Source organism: Streptomyces sp. NPDC059852 (assembly GCF_042731455.1).
Lineage (GTDB): Bacteria > Actinomycetota > Actinomycetes > Streptomycetales > Streptomycetaceae > Streptomyces.
Window position 1 is genome coordinate 124,505 of the sequence record NZ_JBHWJK010000001.1, and the last position, 16,376, is coordinate 140,880.

Consider the following 16,376-nt stretch of genomic DNA (forward strand, 5'->3'; position numbering starts at 1 on the left):
GACCTTTACTTACGCCTGAGTAAGTTTACTCTCCGGTAAGTACGACGGGCACCGGGAGCCGACATGGGCGTACGCAAGGATCTGAAGCGGGCCGCAGGACGCACCGAACTGCTGGAACGCGCCGAGGCCGAGGTCGTCAGGGATGCCGACGGCGTGGTGCGCGAGGCCCGCACCCCGGCCCTCGCGTCCCGCCCCACCACCGGCAGCACCGCCGACCTGCCCTACATAAACGCGGCCGAGGCACCGGACGCCGTGGTCCTGCGCCGCCCCACCGGCGACGGCTGGCGGCCGGTGACCGCGACCGAGTTCGCCCGTGAAGTCACCGCCGTGGCCAAGGGGTTCATCGCGGCCGGCCTGGAACCCGGCGGCCGGGTGGCCGTGATGTCCCGCACCCGTTACGAGTGGACGCTGCTGGACTTCGCGGTCTGGGCGGCCGGCGGGCAGAGCGTCCCCGTCTACGCCACCTCCTCCGCGGACCAGGTCGAGTGGATCGTCCGCGACTCCGGCGCCCGGCACGTCGTGACCGAGACCGCGCGGAACACGGCCACGGTCACGGCGGGCACCGCGGCGCACGAACAGTCGCCGCGCGTCTGGGAGCTGGACGACGACGCCCTCGGCACCCTCATCGCGCTCGGCCGGCACCTGTCCGACGAGGAGGTCGGCAAGCGCCGCGCCGCCCTCACCCCCGACACCGTCGCGACGATCTGCTACACCTCCGGCACCACCGGCCTGCCCAAGGGCTGCGTCCTCACCCACGGCAACCTGCACGCCGAGGCCGCCAACACCGTCGAACTGCTGCACCCCGTCTTCCAGGCCGTCACCGGGCAGACCGCCTCGACCCTGCTCTTCCTCCCGCTCGCCCACATCCTCGGCCGCACCATCCAGATCGCCTGCCTGATGGGCCGTATCGAGATCGGCCACTGGCCCAGCATCAAACCCGAGGAACTGCGGCCCGCACTCCGGGAGTTCCGTCCCACCTTCCTCGTCGGCGTCCCCTACCTCTTCGAGAAGATCCACGACACCGGCCGGGCCACCGCCGAGAAACTGGGCCGCGGCGCCTCCTTCGACCGCGCCCACCGCGTCGCCGTCCGCTTCGCCGAGGCCCACCTCGGCCACTTCCTCGGCACCCGCGAGGGCCCCGGCCCGGGGCTGCGGGCCGCCTGGGCCCTGTACGACCTGCTGGTCTACCGCCGGGTCCGCAAGGAGCTCGGCGGCCGTCTGCGCTACGCCATCAGCGGCGGCTCCCCGCTCGACCGCGACCTGAACCTGTTCTTCTACGCGGCCGGCATCCTCGTCTACGAGGGCTACGGCCTCACCGAGACCACCGCCGCCGCCACCATCGTCCCGCCGCTCAGGCCCCGCCCCGGCACCGTCGGCCGGCCCGTCCCCGGCACGGCCGTCCGGATCGCCGGCGACGGCGAGGTCCTCGTCAAGGGCGGCATCGTCTTCGGCGCCTACCGGGGCGACCCGGCCGCCACCGACGCCGTGCTGCGCGACGGATGGTTCGCCACCGGCGACCTCGGCGCCCTCGACGCGGACGGCTACCTCACCATCACCGGCCGCAAGAAGGACATCCTCATCACCTCCGGCGGCAAGAACGTCTCCCCGGCCGTCCTGGAGGACCGCCTGCGCAGCCGCCCGCCCGTCGGCCAGTGCCTCGTCGTCGGCGACGGCCGCCCCTTCGTCGGCGCCCTGATCACCCTCGAACCGGACGCGGTGGCGCACTGGCTCTCCGTACGCGGGCTGCCCGCGGACACCCCGATGTCCGAGGTCGTCCAGGACCCCCGGATGCGCGCCGACGTCCAGAAGGCCGTCGACCACGCCAACGAGGCCGTCTCCCGCGCCGAGTCGATCCGCGTGTTCCGGCTCGTCGAGGGGGAGTGGACCGAGGAGAACGGCCTGCTCACCCCCTCGCTGAAGGTGAAGCGGCACGCCGTGACCCAGGCGTACGCGGCCGACATCGAGGCGCTGTACGGCAGCTGATGGCCCGTTCGGCGGCGCCCCGATGGTGCCGCCCCGGCGGATATGACTTCCTGTCACTTACAGGGAAGTGCCCGCCGAGGAGGACGCATGGCCCGTGACCGCCGACGGTCCACCCCGAGAGGAACGGCGCTGATCACCGCCGCGGTGATCGCCGCGGCGGCCCTCACCCCGGGCACGGCCCTCGCGGCCGGCTCCGCCTCCCACCCGGACCCGGCCCGCCCGGTCCCCGCGGCCGACCCGGCACCCCCGGCCGCCGCGTCGCCGCAGCCGCCGCAGGGTGCCCACGCCCCGGCCGGGGCACCCGCGCAGGCGCCCGCGTTCGGCGCGTACCTGCACTACGGGCCCGCCGGGGTGCAGCGGATGCAGCAGCTCACCCGCTGGCTCGGCGGGCAGGAACCCCGCGTCGGGCACACCTATCTGCCCGGCGACCTGTGGACCAACATCGAGGGCGGACACGGCTTCCTCGACAGCTGGGCCGCCTGGCGGCGCGCCAAGTCCGACCGGATGCTCGTGCTCAACGTGCCGATGATGGAACGCAACGAGAGCGACCTGCCCGACGCGACCGTCCGGACCCTGCTGCGGCGCGCCGCGTCCGGCGCCTTCGACGCGCACTTCGAAGCCCTCGCCGAACGCCTGGTCGCCCTCGGCATCCCGGACACGGTCATCGTGCTCGGCTGGGAGATGAACGGCATCACCTACACCCACCGCTGCGGCCCGGACCCGGCGAGCTGGAAGCAGTACTGGCGCCGCATCGTCCGCGTCATGCGCGCGGTCGACGGGCAGCGCTTCCGCTTCGACTTCGCCCCCAGCCGGGGCAGGGACGCCATCCCCTGGCCCGCGTGTTACCCCGGCGACGACGTCGTCGACATCATCGGCATGGACGCCTACGACCAGCCGCGCGGCCTCACCTTCGACGAACAGATCACCGAGCCGTACGGGCTGCAGCACCACGTGGACTTCGCCCGCCGCCACGGCAAGCCGATCTCGTACCCGGAGTGGGGCCTGTTCCGCAACGGCGACAACATCACGTACATGCTGCGCATGCTGGCCTGGATGGACCAGCACAAGCCGCTCTACAACACCATCACCGACTACTGCCCGCACGGCGTATGGCTGTGTTCCGACAACCCCCGCGCCTCCGCCCTGTACCGCCTCCTGCTGTCCGCCCCGCTGTACTCCCGCCCCCAGCCGGCCCCCGCCACACCGGACGCCACCCCGTCCCCGGCCACCCTCCCGTCCCCGGCCACCCTCCCGTCCCCGGCCACCCTCCCGGCCCCGGCGACACCACCCGCCGCGCCGGAGCCGGCCACCGCGCCGAGCCCCGCGCCCTCCATCTCGCAGGCCCCGCACTGCACCCTGCTGGACCTGGAGAAGTGGCTGGAGCAGCAGCTCGGCGGCCAGCTCTCCGCGTGCCTCACATGGGCCGAGCGCTACCGCTGAGCCACCGGCTCGGCGTCCTTGCGCAGCACCTCCTTGGCCCGCCGCCGCGCGGCCGCCTCCGCGAGCGCGGCGCCCAGGAGCGGGGCGGTGCGCCGCCGGGCCAGCAGAAACCGCTGGTTGACGACGGTCGTCGGCAGCCAGCGGTACTTGTACGGCTCCGCGCCCCGCAGCAGGCTCAGCGTGCGCAGCCCGTCCGACCCGAGGTGCCCGGTCGCCCCGTGCAGCAGCATCGTCGCCACGTCCACCCGGCGCTGCCGCAGCCCCGGGTCGAAGCCGTACAGGTACATGCCGGCCAGCGCACCCGACAGCAGCGAGATGTTGACCGCCACCACCGAGCCGTCCAGCACGAACTCCGTCGTCGCCGCCTCCCCGGAACGGGCCAGCGGGACCGCCGCGCGGACCAGGTGCTCCATGAACCGCGGCCGCAGATGCTCGGGCGACACCTGCCGGCCCGCCCACTGCAACCGGTGCAGCTCCAGAAGCCGGCGCAGCGCCGCCTCCGTCTCCTCGTGCGGCACGACCCGCCACTGCACCCCGAGCCGGGACAGCTGGTTGACCTTGCTGCGGACCCGCCGGGCCCGGCCCGTCGGCAGCCGCCCCACCAGCTCCTCCATGGGGAGCGCGGGCAGCTCCAGGCAGAGGGAGTCGCGCAGCCGCTGCCGCGGACCGCGCCAGCACAGGAACACCCGCTCCATCGCGCCGCCCGGCCGCACCTCGCGGAAGTCCACCAGCGCGGTACGGGCCAGGTCGGCCAGGGCGTCCGCGAGCGCCGCCGCGGCCGGGGCGCCCGCCGACTCGTCGACCAGCACATCGCAGAAGTCGGTGATGGATCCGCCGAGCGGCACCAGCGCCGGCAGCGGGCTGTGCACCCGCATCAGCGGCGCCGCCGCCACCAGGTCGTCGCCCCGGCGCACCAGGACCAGCCGCAGCCGGCCCGGCCTGCCGTACGACAGCCACCACGAGTGCAGCCAGGCGTGGCTCTGGAACGCCGTCGCCGACGGGCACGCCCGGTGCAGCCGGCCCCACGCCTCGGCGAGGCCGGCGAAGGTGTGCTCGTCGGTGCACACCTCCACCGTCAGCCTCCGTGCGGACGCCGTCATCCGCGCGTCTCCTGGGCGTCGGCGGCCCCGGCCGGACCCGGCACCGAGGCCCGGCCCAGGTCGTCGTCCGCGCCCGGCCCACCGGACCGCCGGCGCGGCCGGGCCAGCATCGCCAGACCGCCGAGCAGCCCACCGGCGCTCGCGCCCACCAGCGCGGTCAGCCCCGGCGACGCCGACGACGGCTCGCCCGGCCGCAGCGCGCGCGACAGGTTCTCCAGCCGGATGCCGGTCCGGTCCTTGGCGTACCCGGCCTCGGTGACCAGCGCGCGGGACACGGCGTTGGCGATGTCGACGGCCTGCCCGGGGCTGGACGAGGTCGCCGAGACCGCGACCATCGGCGCGTCCGGCGACGTCGCCACCTCCACGCTGTCGCGCAGCGTCGACACCGGGACACCCGCCCACATCTGGGCGTCCCCGAGCACCGCGAGCTGGGTGGCGACCCGGCCGTAGGCCTGCGCGAAGCCCAGCGCGTCGGTGCAGTCGGCCTCGGTCGTTCCGTTCGGCACGGCCACCACGGAACTGGTCGCCGTGTACTGCGGGGGCTTCACCAGCCCGTACACGCCACCGGCCAGGGCACCGGTCAGCGCCGTGGCGGGCACCAGCGCCCACACGGGCAGCCGTCCGAGCCGGGCACGGGCCCGGTCCCACAGCGGAGCGCGCTCAGCGGGGTTGTCTGTCATGAGGGACTCACTTCCAGGTTCGAGCCGGCCGAAGCGGCCGTGTACAGATCCATCAGCTGCCGCGCGGTCCGCGCGATGTCGTAGTGCCGCACCACGTCCGGGGCGCACCGCTCACCCGGTCCGGCCGCCCGCAGCCGCAGCAGTTCCCGCGCGTACGCCCCGGCCCCGCCGACGACCCGCCGCGCGCCGGGCACCGCCCGCGCCGGCAGGTCCTCGACGGCCGGGCAGCTCGCGTACCGCACGGGCAGCCCGGCGGCCAGCGCCTCCAGCACCGCCAGCCCGAACGACTCCTCCGGCGACGGCGAGGCGAGCACGTCCATCGCGGACAGCAGGGCGGGCAGGTCGGGCGCGCCGTCGTGCGGGTCGGGCAGGTACGGCCGTTCACCGGTCAGCACCAGCCGCCCGGCGACGCCGAGTTCACGTGCGGCGCGGCGCAGCGCCGCCTCCTCGGGCCCGCCGCCGACCAGCAACAGCCGTACGTCGCCCGGCAGCTGGGCCAGCGCCGTCACCAGCACGTCGAACCGCTTGCCGGGCGCGAGACGCCCCACACCGCCGACGACGTACGCGTCCTCGGGCAGCCCGTAGTACGCCCGCGCCTCCTTGCGGCGCACCTCGTCGTAGGAGAACCGGGGCGCGTCGATGCCGTTCGGGATGACCCGGATGCGCTGCCCCGGCACCCCCCAGCGCCGCAGCCGCTGCGCCACCGTCGGCGACACGGCGACCGTGACCCGGCCGAGGCGCTCGCCCGCCAGGTACAGCGCCCGCACCCCGGGGCTGTGGGGGCGCCCCTCGAGGCGGGTCGCGCCGATCGAGTGCTCGGTGGCCACGACGGCCCGCACCCCGGCGAGCCGCGCGGCGAGCCGCCCGTACAGGCAGGCCCGGTACAGATGCGTGTGCACCAGGTCGTAGCCGCCGCCCCGGATCAGCCGGGTCAGCCGCGGCACGACGTCCAGGTCCCGGTTGCCGGCCATCCCCAGATGGGCGACCCGGACCCCGTCGGCCGCGAGACCCGCGGCGACCGGGCCGGGGTTGGTCAGCGTCACCACGTCGCAGCGCGCCGGGAGGTGCCGCAGCAGCAGCCGCAGCTGCTGTTCCGCGCCGCCGATGCCGAGACCGGTGATGACGTGCAGGACCCTCACGCCGCCTCCAGGGACCGGCCGTAGACGCGGGCCAGCCGCCGCTTCAGCTCCAGGCGCAGCGAGCCGTCCGCCTGCCCCATGTGGATCCGGGGCAGCGCGAAGTCCCCCCGGCCGAGCGGGGAGGGCGCGATCGCGCACGCGTACCGGTAGCCGGCCCGGCGCACGGCGTCGACGGCCCGCACGTCGTGGTAGCCGTACGGGTAGCAGAACCCCACCACGTCGTCGCCGATGAGCGCGGCCAGCCGGTGCCGGCTCTCGGCGACCTCCCGGTGCAGCACCTCGTCCGGCGCGCGGGTCAGGTCGAGGTGCGTCATCCCGTGCGAGGCGACCTCCATCCCGGCCGCCGCCGCCCCGCGCACCCCGTCCTCGTCCAGCAGCGGCTTGCGGGGACCCGTCGGCTCCCACACATTGGTGCCGCCGAGCAGCCCGGGCAGCACGAACACCGTCGCCGTGAAGCCGCGGCGGCGCAGCACGGGCAGTGCCTCGGTGACGAAGTCGGTGTAGCCGTCGTCGAAGGTCAGCCCGACCAGGCCGCGTTCGGTGCCCCGGTCCCGCGCGGCGAGCAGCTCCCGCACGCTCACCCCGCGCAGCCCGCGCCCGGCCAGCCAGGCGAGCTGCCGCTCCAGACGGGCCGGGGTGACGGTCACGTTGTACGGGTCGTCGGGGTCGGTGGAGACGGAGTGGTACATGGCCACCCAGGCGGCGGAGTCCCGTCTGCGGCGGCCCCCCACGACGGGCTGGGGCACGGGTTCGGCCACGCGCGGCGCGGCGGAGATGTCAGCGACCATGACGGAGCTTTCGTGTGAGAGGGCTGCGGACGGAATGCGGGACGGGAAGCAGCAGGGAGCGGGCGCCCGCCGCGTCGAGGAGCCACGCCAGCGCCACGAACACGGCGCTCGCACAGGCGCAGCCGGCGGCGGCGGACAGCGCGGGGGCGTCGGCCAGACCGGCGCCGAACAGCCCGGCCAGGGTGGCGCCCAGGGCGGCGCCCACCGGGCGGGCCAGTGCGCCCGCGACCCGGGGGACCCGCACCGGCACCGACTGCGGGCCCAGCCCGAGCAGCAGGAGCAGCGCGGTCAGGGTGATGCCGGTCGCGTTGGCGGCGGCGATCCCGCGCGCACCCCACGGCCCCACGGCCCAGGCGCTCAGCCCGATGGTGGCGACCGCGCCGATGCCCATGACGGCCGGCGGGTACCAGCTGGTGCGGCCCGTCGAGAAGTACGACCGCACGAGCGCGCCCACCAGGGTGTGCCCGAGCAGCCCGAGCGCGTACACCCGCATCACGGCGGCGGTCGCGGCGGTGTCCCCGGCGGTGAACGCGCCCCGCTGGAACAGCAGCTGCACGATCGACGGCGCGCAGGCCACCACGACGCTCGTGCCGAACAGCACCACGCAGGCCATCAGCACCAGGTCCCGCTCGACCCGGTCCCGGGCCCGCCGGACATCGCCCTCGGCGACGGCCCGCGCCACCACCGGGAAGGTCACGACGCACACCATCATCGCCAGCGACATCGGCAACTGGGCGACCTTCTGCGCGTAGTTGAGGTGCGAGATGGCACCGGCCGGCAGCCCGGAGGCGAAGTACCGCTCGATGAGGACCTGCGACTGCCGGCCCACCGCGAACAGCAGCACCGCGCACACCAGACCCATCGTGAACGCCCGGGCACCGTCCCGGTCCTGACCGGGCGTCCCCGCGGCGCCGGTCCCGGCCGGCCGCCGCGCGAGGCGCCGCCACAGCGACGGCGCCTGCGCGAGCGCCATGGCGCAGCCGCCGAGCGCGACCCCGAGCGCCGCCGCCCGCACACCCCAGCGGGCGGCGAGCACGGACATCGTCGCGATGATGACCGCGTTGTACGCGATGTAGATGGCGCCCGGCGCGAGATAGCTGCGGTGTGCGCGCAGCGCCGCGCTGCAGTACCCGGCCAGCCCGAAGCTCAGCACACAGGTCCCGGTCAGCCGGGTGCAGTCCACCGCGAGGGACGCGTCGGAGAGCCCCGGCGCGAGTACCGCGACCAGCAGCGGCGCCCCCAGCACGAGCAGCGCGGCCGCGCCGGCGAGGGCCAGGCACAGCCGCGGCAGGGAGGAGGCCACCAGGGACCGCACCGGGTCGGGCCCGGCCGTCCCGCGCCCGCGCCGCGCCAGGGCCAGGCTGAACGCCGGCACGAGCACGAACGCCATGCCGTCCTCGATCAGCAGCGTCGACGCCATCTCCGGGACCGTCCAGGCCACCAGGAACGCGTCGGTCTCCGCTCCCGCGCCGAAGAGATGCGCGAGCGTCTGGTCCCGGCCGAGCCCGAGCACCGCCGCGGCCATCGACAGCGCGGCCGACAGCAGCGTCGCCCGCGCGAGGAAACGGCCCGAGACGGCGCCGGGGGAGCGGGGTGCCGCCGCCGGGGCGGGAACAGCGGGAGGCGGGCCGCTCCCGTCCGGGGCATCCGTGCGTTCCGCCGCGCGGGACCTCACCGGGCCCCCGCTTCCCGGGCCGCGTCCCCGGACAGCGCCCACCAGGCGGCCAGCCCGAGGCACACCGCCGTCAGCACGGTGGACGGCCCGCCGATGTCGGCGTACAGGAAGTTGACGAGCTGCCACAGCAGCAGGCCGCAGGCCGCCAGCGCGCAGTCCCGGACGCCGCCGGCGCCGCGCCGCAGCCGGCGCAGCGCGCACACCAGCAGCGCCAGCCAGCTGCCCGCGACCGTGACCACGCCCAGCAGCCCCTGCTCGCTCAGCAGCAGCAGATACATGTTGTGCGGCGACAGCAGCGGCTGCCGCACGAACGCCTGTCCGGCGCCCTCGGTGTCGCTGCCCGACGACAGCGCCAGCGAGGCGTGCCCGTCGCGGTGCGCGGGGAAGCCCTTCAGGCCCACACCGGTCAGCGGGTGCGCGCTCCACATGTCCGTCGCGGCCGCCCACATCGTGTACCGGTCGACGACCGACTGGTCCGGCGCGTCGGTGACCTGCGTGATGCTGGTCAGCCGCTCCTCCAGCGCCGCCGCGCCCACCCCGAACCCGCCCACCAGCACCACGGTCGCCGCGACGACGGCGGCGAACACCTTCGCCGCCCGCCGCATCCCGGCCAGCAGCAGCACGACCGCGCAGGTCACCGCCGTGGCGATCCAGGCGCCCCGGCTGAACGACACGGCGAGCGGCACCAGCAGCACCGCCGCGCACCCGGCCGCCGTCAGCCGCTGCCGCACCGACCGCGTGCCGAGCGCCAGCCCGGTCGCGGCCACCACGCCGAGCGCCACGACGTTCGCCATCCCCATCACGTCCGACGGCCCGAACGTCCCCACCGCCCGGACGAACGCACCCTGGTACGACGCCCCGGTGCCCGTCAGGTACTGCTTGACGCCGATCCCGCCCTGCCACAGCGCCAGGCCGACCAGCGACCACAGCAGCAGCCGCGCCCCGCGCCGGTCGCGCACCAGCAGGGTCACGGCGACCGGGATCAGCACGAACACCTGGAGGTGGCGGGCCAGTCCGGTCAGCGCGTCCCCGGAGGTCGCGGCGCCCGTCGCGGCCAGCGCGATGCCCACCACCGGCAGCCCGAGCACCAGCGCGGCGGTCCGGGACAGCGGCCGCCGCCCGCGCACCACCGCCCGCCCGACGGCACACAGCACGGCCAGCGCCGAGGCCGCGTCGGCCGGAGTGACGGAACCGCCCGCCCGGACCGGCAGCCCGAGCAGCACGACGATCGCCACGACCGGCAGCACCGGCAGCAGCGGCAGGACCGGGCGCAGCCGGGGCGGCACCGGCAGCGAGGGCGTGATCCGGGGCAGGACCTCGGGAGACGTCGTCATCGAAGCTCAGCTCCCCGTCGGCCGGACGAACTGGGCCGCCGTGCGCAGCAGGATGCAGACGTCCTGCCACAGCGACCAGTCGTCGATGTAGGCGTTGTCGTAGCGGGCCCGGTCCTCGATCGAGGTGTCGCCGCGCAGCCCGTTGATCTGTGCCAGCCCGGTGATCCCGGTGCGCATCCGGTGCCGCGCCGGATAGCCGGGGTGGGCCTGGCTGAACCGCTCCACGAAGTACGGCCGTTCGGGCCGCGGGCCGACCAGGCTCATGTCCCCGCGGAAGACGTTCCACAGCTGGAGCAGCTCGTCCAGGGAGGTACGGCGCAGGAAGTGGCAGAAGCGGCTCATGTCCTGCTGGTTCGCCACGCTCCAGCGGGTCGCCGCCTCGTGCTCGCTGGCGGGCCGGTGCGTGCGCAGCTTCAGCATCGTGAACGGCCGCCCGTCACGCCCGACCCGCTCCTGCCGGAAGACGACGCCGGGCCCGTCCATGACCCGCAGCACCAGCGCGCACCCCAGCAGCACCGGGCCGGTCAGCACCAGCAGCGCGCCCGACAGCAGCACGTCCAGCAGCCGCTTGAGGCCCGCGCCGGGCCGCCGTCCGTCCTCCTGCCGCAGCGGCCTGCGCGGGAACCCGGCCAGATGCCCGGTCCGGCCGCCCAGACCGTACGGCCCGCGGTCGGCGTCCAGCTCCCACAGCGCGCACCCCGACGCGGCCAGCCCCCGCAGCAGCGCCGCCTGTTCCACGCGGGTCGCGGCCCCCACGACCAGCACCGCCCCCACTCCGTCGCGGGCCACCGCCCGGCGTGCCTCCAGGGCCGTCGTGCACACCGGCAGCCCTGTCTCGTCGACCACGTCACCGCGCTCGTCCGGGCTGTCGGCGACCAGCCCGACCGGCCGCACCCCGCAGTCCGGGCGGCGCAGCAGCGCGGCGGCCACCTGCCGGGCCGTCGCGACCGGACCGACGACCAGCGCCGGACACGGCCGCCGCCGCAGCGCCCGGCGCCGCAGCCCCTGCACCACCGCCCGGCCCGCGCACGCCGCCGCACCGTGCACGGCGACGACGGCGATCAGGGCCGACGGCGACAGCGACCGCAGCGGCGACAGCGCCGCCACCACCGCCCAGCCGACCGCGATCCGGCCACAGACGGCCGGTACGTCGTCCAGCGCCCCCCGGACCAGCGACGTGTCGTCCAGCCCGGCCCACCGGTTCAGCGCGAGCACCCCCACCGCCAGCACGGCGAGGACCAGCGGATCCCGGTGGGCGGCGGGCAGCGCCAGCGCCCCCGCCAGGACCGCGACGCCGTCGGAGAACCACAGCGGCAGCCGCGCGTCCGGCCGCCGGCGGCGCGGCCCGCGCCCGGCGGCCGGACCGCGTCCGCCGGGGAGCCCACCGGGGGCCGGAACGGAGAGGGCGCCCTCGGGCGCCCGGTGCTGCCCCGCGGGCGAGGCGACGAAGCTTTCCGCGGTCATGTGGAGATGCACTTCCTGCCCTCGTAAGGTCCGACGACCGGCGCGGTGGGACCACCGAGCAGCTCGCGGTACACGTCGGTCACGGCGTCCGTGGCGCGCCGCAGATCGTGGGCGGCGAGCGTGTGCGCCCGGGCCAGCGCGCCGAGCTCCGCGCGCAGCGGCGCGTCCAGCAGCAGCGCCGTGAGCGCCCGGGCCAGCGCCCCGGGGTCGTCCGGCGGCACCAGGCAGGCCGCGCGCGCCGCGGACGGCAGGCTCTCGTGGGCCCCGGCGACGTCCGTCACCACGACCGGCCGGCCGCACGCCATGGCCTCCAGCGGCGCCAGCGCCATCCCCTCCCACCGGGACGGCAGGACGACGACGTCGGCGGCCCGGTACCAGGGCGCGGCGTCCGCCACGGCCCCCGCGAACCGCACCGGGGCGGGCGCGCCGCGCCGCAGCCGCTCCCCGTCCGGACCGTCACCGACCAGCACCAGCCGGGCGCCCGGCACGCGCCGCGCCACCTCCGGCCAGGCGGCGAGGAGCACGTCCTGCCCCTTCTGACGGCACAGCCGGCCCACGCACACCACCAGTGGCGCGCCCTCCGCGTCCGCCCGCCCGCCCTCCGGCCTGAACCTGCCGGTGTCCACCCCGTTGGGCACCACTCGCCACTCGGCCCGGATCCCGTGCCGCCGCCCGGTACGCCGCTCGGCCTCGCTCACACAGAGCACCCGGGACGCCCAGCGCGCCCCCCACCGCTCCCAGCCCAGCGCCATCCGGTTCACGACGGGACCGGCGGCCTCGAACGACCAGGCGTGCGGCTGGAACACGGTCGGCAGGGCGCCGCGCACCGCCAGCCGGGCCGCGAGCCCCGCCTTCGCGCTGTGCGCGTGCACCAGATCGGGCCGCACCTCACGCACCAGCCGTGCCAGCCGCCCCACCTCGCCGGGCAGCCGGGGTCCCGGAGCACGGGTCGCGTCCCAGCGCCGTACGGCGCAGCCCAGCGCGGTGAGCGTGTCCGTCAGGGTGCCGCCGGGCGGAGCGGCCACCGTCACCCGCCACCCGGCGGCGAGCTGAGCCGCCGCCAGGTCCGCCACGACCCGCGCCACACCGCCCTCGACGGGCTGGGCGACATGCAGGATGTGCGGCACAACGCGCATGACCGAGGCTGCCCTTCCGCAGAAAAGAGTCCGAACCAGCAACACGAATGTGTGGCGCGCGTCCCCGCTGTAAGATTCCGCACCTGTTCACCTGGCCCTGTGCTCCGAACGGCCTTCTGGACACATGAGATGAACAGCACCAGCCACTTATCCATATTTATCGCCGATAGGGTCGGCGATCGTGGAGCGGACCCGTTTCCCGAGCGGTTTCCCGTGGCGGACCACCCGTTTGGAGCCGTGGTCCGGGTGGTTTCCGGCGTCCACCCGATCAGCAGGTCCCGTGCCCTGTTCGGTGCCGCCGAATTCGACAGCCCGGCCGACGGCGGAGACGGTGATCGCACGACCCGAAACTCGCCGGAGGGATACTCCATTGCGTGCTCCGACCACCCGGCACATCGCCTCCTCGGCCCTGTGCGCGGCTCTCCTCCTGGGTGCGGTGGCGCCGGCTCTCGCCGCCGGCCCCGACGACACCCGCCCCGCCTCCCGGACGGCCGCCGCGGACCAGCGGGCGGTGCTGCGGGGACAGACCGGTGCGCTGGCCGGCCTCGGCACCGTCCTGACCCCCGTGACCCGGCTGCTGGACTCCGCGCTCGCCGCGGACGACGACCCGCTCACCGCGGCGGAGGCGAAGAAGCTCGCCGACGCGGCCCGGGAGGCCGTCGCCCAGGCCCGCGAGGAGGCGCTGGCCGAGGCGGAGAAGGAGCTGGCGGCCGCCCGTGAGGAGGCCGAACAGGCCCGCGAGGAGGCCGCGAAGGCGCGCGAGGAGGCCCTCGCCGAGACCGGCGTGGGCACGGAGGCCACCGCCTCCGACCTCACACCGGGCGCCCTCGACGCCCTGGGCAAGGCCGTGGACGACCTCCTGGCCGCCCTGCTGTCGGGCGGGACCGCGCAGGTGGACCCGGCGGCCGACGACGTGGTGAAGAAGCTCGTGGACGTCTCCGTCGCCACCCTGCTCGACCGCGGCCTGCCCGCCACGCGTCTGCCCGGCCTGCCGCCCGCCGAGACCGGGACCGGTGCCTGAGGCGAAGCAGCCGCCGATTCCACGGCCCGTCGGACCGGCCCCGCCGGCCCGACGGGTCTTTTCGTATGAATTCCAGGAACTCGACGACCGCGGAGTTTCCGCCGAGTTCCCGTGTCGTTAGCCCAGGAGAACCACGTATGGATTCACCTGGAAAGGCACATGATGAAGAACCTGAAGGCTGCTGCCGTGGTCGCCGGATCGCTGGCGATCGCCGGCGCCGCTGTTCCCGCCTCCGCCGTGAACATGCCGGGGAAGGGAATCGCCGACAACGGCACGGCGGTCACCCGGAGCCTTCCCTCCGCCACGAAGAACGTGCAGCGCACGGCGGAAAAGGTGAAGGCCAATGTCCAGGACTCCGGCGTCGTGAAGACCCCGGTCTTCGGCGGCACCCTGCCGAACCCGGTCGACGGCAAGCTGCTCGGCGGCCTTCCGATCAACAGGTGACGTCGCCGCGTCGTCCGGCGCGACGCGAAGGGGCCGGCTCCGTACCCACGGAGCCGGCCCCTTCGGCATGGAGGGGTCAGCGCCCGGACACGCCGATGGCGGCCCACCGGGGAACCGGGGACCGCCATCGGACGACGCTGTGCTCAGAACGGACCGCTCAGAACAGCAGGCCGCCCAGGTGCACCGAGTCGCGACCCTGCTCGACCTTGCCGGTGTTGCAGCCGACGTACTTCGAGTTCGGGGCGATGACGGCGCCGAGGACGGCACCGTTCGACCACGGGGCGATGCAACGACCGTCGATCAGGGTGCCGTTGACCACGGCGAGGCCCTGCTGCGGGCCGTTCACGACGACCGGGGACGAGGAGAAACCGCTACCGCCCTTGACGGTGGTGTCGCCGTTGTCCGCCGCGGCGGAGCCGCCGGTCGCGAGAACGATGCCCGCGGCGATGGCCGAAATGGCCGTAACCTTGTTACGCATGTACTGAGCCTTTCCGGGCTGCGTGTGGGTTTACCTGCTGCGAATCGCTCGGAGCAGGGGTCAGAAAAGGAGGCCGCCCTTGTGGAGGGAGCCGCGGCCCTGCTCGACGGTGCCGGTGTTGCAGCCGACGTACTTCGAGTTCGGGGCGATGACGGCGGCCAGGACGGCACCGTTGGACCAGGGGGCGATGCAACGGCCGTCGACGGCGGTGCCGTTGAGGACGATGACACCCTGCTGCGGCTCGTTCACGACGACCGGGGAGGACGAGAAGCCGCTGCCGCCCTTGACGGTGGTGTTGCCGTTGTCGGCCGCGGCGGAGCCGGCGGTCGCGAGGACGATGCCCGCGGCGACCGCGGAAATGGCCGTAACCTTGTTGCGCATGTGCTGAGCCTTTCCTGGCTGCGTTGTGGTTTTACCTGCTGACACGCGGTCGGAGCAGGAGTCAGAAGAGCAGGCCGCCGCCGTGGACGGCCTTGCGGCCCTGCTCGACCTTGCCGGTGTTGCAGCCGACGTAGTGCGAGTCGGGCGCGATGACGGCCCCGAGGACGGCACCGTTGGACCACGGCACGGCGCAGCGAAGGTCGACGAGGGTGCCGTTGGCGATCAGAACGCCCTGCTGCGGCGCGTTCACGACGACCGGCGACGAGGAGAAGCCGCTCCCGCCCTTGACGGTGGTGCTGGAGCTGGTGGAGCCGTCGCCGCCGTAGCTGCCGCCGGCGGAGGCGATGCCGGCGCTGCCGACGACGGTGCTGAGGGCGAGGGCCGTGATGACCGCGAACTTCCTGGGCAACTCGGTTCCTTCCTGAATTCACGGTTGCGCACGCTTACGAAAAGGAAACCCGTATATGCAGGCATAAGTCACGGCGAGAACAATCAAACGCGCAGAGATTCCTTCGGATGGCTCAATGAGCGCGCCATGCGGGTCGGTCCGCTTTAGGCTCATTCCGGGGCCGTCCGTGCTATTGGCGCCAAGGCCCGAATATGGCTTCGCTCACGGCCTGATGGGCGACATGCGTCCGGCCCACCGGCAAGGGGAGGGCCGGTGGGCCGGAGAGTTGGTTCACGGGGGCCGGTCGGCCGGCGGGCCCGTCGTCCACGGAGCTGGAATCGCGGGTCCGTATCCAGCGTCCAGGGCCTGCCGCCGCGTTTCGGCCGCCGGGAACCGGATCAGAGTCTCGTGATGTCCGGAGCCGGCTCTCGCCGGGCTGCCGGCGTGTGAGAAGGCCGGGCCGTCACTTCTTGGGAAGCAGGGTGCCGAGTCCGGCGGAGGTCGGCGCCTTCAGCGGGTGCACCTCGACGGAACCGCTGCCCGCCGGGTTCTTCACCGGGATCGTGGGCTTCTTGGCCGCGTTCGGGTCCATGCCGTCCAGGTAGATGCCGGACACCGAACCGGACTTCTGGTCGAACGCGGTGCCGTTGGCGACCTTGCCCTCCTTGGCCAGCCGCGTCACGACATCGGTCGCCGGCAGGACCGCCGGGGACACCTTGGTCGGGGACATCAGCCCGAGCGGACCCGTGGACGAGCCCGCACCCCCCGTGGCGGCCGACGCCGCGACGGCCGAACCGCCCACAAGACCCGCACCGATAGCCAACGCCGCAGTGGTGAAAACTGCCTTCTTCATGATTCACCTCGCATGAAAGTTCCTCTGATCCAACGGTGGGAGAACATAGCAGTCCCCCCGCGGCAAAAATGC

General features: G+C 74.6%; 16 protein-coding genes. 4 read left to right on the forward strand and 12 right to left on the reverse strand.

Annotation, left to right across the window (positions count from 1 at the left end; genetic code table 11):
* The first annotated feature begins 63 nt into the window (after positions 1 to 63).
* Both ACFV46_RS00570 and ACFV46_RS00575 read left to right on the forward strand, forming a co-directional pair.
* A complete protein-coding gene (locus ACFV46_RS00570; RefSeq protein ID WP_385496556.1) occupies positions 64 to 1,983 on the forward strand; it encodes an AMP-dependent synthetase/ligase in 1,920 nt (639 codons plus the stop codon).
* A gap of 87 nt (positions 1,984 to 2,070) precedes the next feature.
* The gene (locus tag ACFV46_RS00575; protein WP_385496557.1) at positions 2,071 to 3,423 is read left to right on the forward strand and encodes a glycoside hydrolase family 26 protein; all 1,353 of its coding nucleotides are present in this window, start codon (positions 2,071 to 2,073) and stop codon (positions 3,421 to 3,423) included.
* Here ACFV46_RS00575 and ACFV46_RS00580 read toward each other — a convergent pair.
* The 8 genes from ACFV46_RS00580 to ACFV46_RS00615 are packed head-to-tail and all read right to left on the reverse strand — an operon-like array spanning position 3,414 to position 12,739.
* Positions 3,414 to 4,523: a GNAT family N-acetyltransferase gene (locus ACFV46_RS00580; protein WP_361924814.1), complete on the reverse strand. Its 1,110-nt coding sequence runs from the start codon at positions 4,521 to 4,523 to the stop codon at positions 3,414 to 3,416. The genes ACFV46_RS00575 and ACFV46_RS00580 overlap by 10 nt on opposite strands.
* Complete coding sequence (locus ACFV46_RS00585; RefSeq protein WP_361924815.1) at positions 4,520 to 5,203, reverse strand: lipopolysaccharide biosynthesis protein; 684 nt, start codon at positions 5,201 to 5,203, stop codon at positions 4,520 to 4,522. The genes ACFV46_RS00580 and ACFV46_RS00585 overlap by 4 nt, the downstream gene beginning before the upstream one ends.
* A complete protein-coding gene (locus tag ACFV46_RS00590) occupies positions 5,200 to 6,342 on the reverse strand; it encodes a glycosyltransferase (protein WP_385496559.1) in 1,143 nt (380 codons plus the stop codon). Before ACFV46_RS00590 ends, ACFV46_RS00585 begins: the two co-directional genes overlap by 4 nt.
* Positions 6,339 to 7,130: a polysaccharide deacetylase family protein gene (locus ACFV46_RS00595; protein WP_385496560.1), complete on the reverse strand. Its 792-nt coding sequence runs from the start codon at positions 7,128 to 7,130 to the stop codon at positions 6,339 to 6,341. The genes ACFV46_RS00590 and ACFV46_RS00595 overlap by 4 nt, the downstream gene beginning before the upstream one ends.
* A complete protein-coding gene (locus ACFV46_RS00600; RefSeq protein WP_385496561.1) occupies positions 7,120 to 8,805 on the reverse strand; it encodes a lipid II flippase MurJ in 1,686 nt (561 codons plus the stop codon). Before ACFV46_RS00600 ends, ACFV46_RS00595 begins: the two co-directional genes overlap by 11 nt.
* Positions 8,802 to 10,139, reverse strand: coding sequence for an O-antigen ligase family protein (locus ACFV46_RS00605; protein WP_385496562.1), 1,338 nt, complete (start codon positions 10,137 to 10,139; stop codon positions 8,802 to 8,804). Before ACFV46_RS00605 ends, ACFV46_RS00600 begins: the two co-directional genes overlap by 4 nt.
* 6 nt (positions 10,140 to 10,145) lie before the next feature.
* Complete coding sequence (locus tag ACFV46_RS00610; protein WP_385496563.1) at positions 10,146 to 11,603, reverse strand: exopolysaccharide biosynthesis polyprenyl glycosylphosphotransferase; 1,458 nt, start codon at positions 11,601 to 11,603, stop codon at positions 10,146 to 10,148.
* Positions 11,600 to 12,739: a glycosyltransferase gene (locus ACFV46_RS00615; protein WP_385496564.1), complete on the reverse strand. Its 1,140-nt coding sequence runs from the start codon at positions 12,737 to 12,739 to the stop codon at positions 11,600 to 11,602. The genes ACFV46_RS00610 and ACFV46_RS00615 overlap by 4 nt, the downstream gene beginning before the upstream one ends.
* Before the next feature lie 370 nt (positions 12,740 to 13,109).
* On the opposite strand from ACFV46_RS00615, the gene ACFV46_RS00620 reads away from it, so the two are divergent.
* Both ACFV46_RS00620 and ACFV46_RS00625 read left to right on the forward strand, forming a co-directional pair.
* Positions 13,110 to 13,760, forward strand: coding sequence for a hypothetical protein (locus ACFV46_RS00620; protein ID WP_385496565.1), 651 nt, complete (start codon positions 13,110 to 13,112; stop codon positions 13,758 to 13,760).
* 162 nt (positions 13,761 to 13,922) lie between these two features.
* Entirely contained in the window at positions 13,923 to 14,204 is a 282-nt protein-coding gene (locus ACFV46_RS00625; RefSeq protein WP_361924892.1) for a hypothetical protein, read from the forward strand.
* Positions 14,205 to 14,361: 157 nt separating this feature from the next.
* Here the strand turns inward: ACFV46_RS00625 and ACFV46_RS00630 are convergent, their stop codons facing one another.
* From ACFV46_RS00630 to ACFV46_RS00645, 4 genes are all read right to left on the reverse strand, one after another.
* Positions 14,362 to 14,682 carry a hypothetical protein gene (locus ACFV46_RS00630; protein WP_361924830.1) on the reverse strand — a complete coding sequence of 107 codons (321 nt, stop codon included), beginning with the start codon at positions 14,680 to 14,682 and terminating at the stop codon, positions 14,362 to 14,364.
* Between the two features lie 60 nt (positions 14,683 to 14,742).
* Positions 14,743 to 15,063, reverse strand: coding sequence for a hypothetical protein (locus ACFV46_RS00635; protein WP_361924832.1), 321 nt, complete (start codon positions 15,061 to 15,063; stop codon positions 14,743 to 14,745).
* Positions 15,064 to 15,124: 61 nt separating this feature from the next.
* Positions 15,125 to 15,472 (reverse strand): hypothetical protein, encoded by a 348-nt coding sequence (locus ACFV46_RS00640; protein WP_361924833.1) that lies wholly within the window; start codon positions 15,470 to 15,472, stop codon positions 15,125 to 15,127.
* A 442-nt stretch (positions 15,473 to 15,914) separates the two neighbouring features.
* The gene (locus ACFV46_RS00645; protein WP_361924835.1) at positions 15,915 to 16,181 is read right to left on the reverse strand and encodes a hypothetical protein; all 267 of its coding nucleotides are present in this window, start codon (positions 16,179 to 16,181) and stop codon (positions 15,915 to 15,917) included.
* Positions 16,182 to 16,376 lie beyond the last annotated feature (195 nt).

Bases quoted from the DNA above. Each gene is read 5' to 3' on its own strand.
- ACFV46_RS00570 (WP_385496556.1), top strand. From the start codon at position 64: ATGGGCGTACGCAAGGATCTGAAGCGGGCCGCAGGACGCACCGAACTG.
- ACFV46_RS00575 (WP_385496557.1), top strand. From the start codon at position 2,071: ATGGCCCGTGACCGCCGACGGTCCACCCCGAGAGGAACGGCGCTGATC.
- ACFV46_RS00580 (WP_361924814.1), bottom strand. From the start codon at position 4,523: ATGACGGCGTCCGCACGGAGGCTGACGGTGGAGGTGTGCACCGACGAG.
- ACFV46_RS00585 (WP_361924815.1), bottom strand. From the start codon at position 5,203: ATGACAGACAACCCCGCTGAGCGCGCTCCGCTGTGGGACCGGGCCCGT.
- ACFV46_RS00595 (WP_385496560.1), bottom strand. From the start codon at position 7,130: ATGGTCGCTGACATCTCCGCCGCGCCGCGCGTGGCCGAACCCGTGCCC.
- ACFV46_RS00605 (WP_385496562.1), bottom strand. From the start codon at position 10,139: ATGACGACGTCTCCCGAGGTCCTGCCCCGGATCACGCCCTCGCTGCCG.
- ACFV46_RS00610 (WP_385496563.1), bottom strand. From the start codon at position 11,603: ATGACCGCGGAAAGCTTCGTCGCCTCGCCCGCGGGGCAGCACCGGGCG.
- ACFV46_RS00615 (WP_385496564.1), bottom strand. From the start codon at position 12,739: ATGCGCGTTGTGCCGCACATCCTGCATGTCGCCCAGCCCGTCGAGGGC.
- ACFV46_RS00625 (WP_361924892.1), top strand. From the start codon at position 13,923: ATGAAGAACCTGAAGGCTGCTGCCGTGGTCGCCGGATCGCTGGCGATC.
- ACFV46_RS00630 (WP_361924830.1), bottom strand. From the start codon at position 14,682: ATGCGTAACAAGGTTACGGCCATTTCGGCCATCGCCGCGGGCATCGTT.
- ACFV46_RS00635 (WP_361924832.1), bottom strand. From the start codon at position 15,063: ATGCGCAACAAGGTTACGGCCATTTCCGCGGTCGCCGCGGGCATCGTC.
- ACFV46_RS00645 (WP_361924835.1), bottom strand. From the start codon at position 16,181: ATGTCCCCGACCAAGGTGTCCCCGGCGGTCCTGCCGGCGACCGATGTC.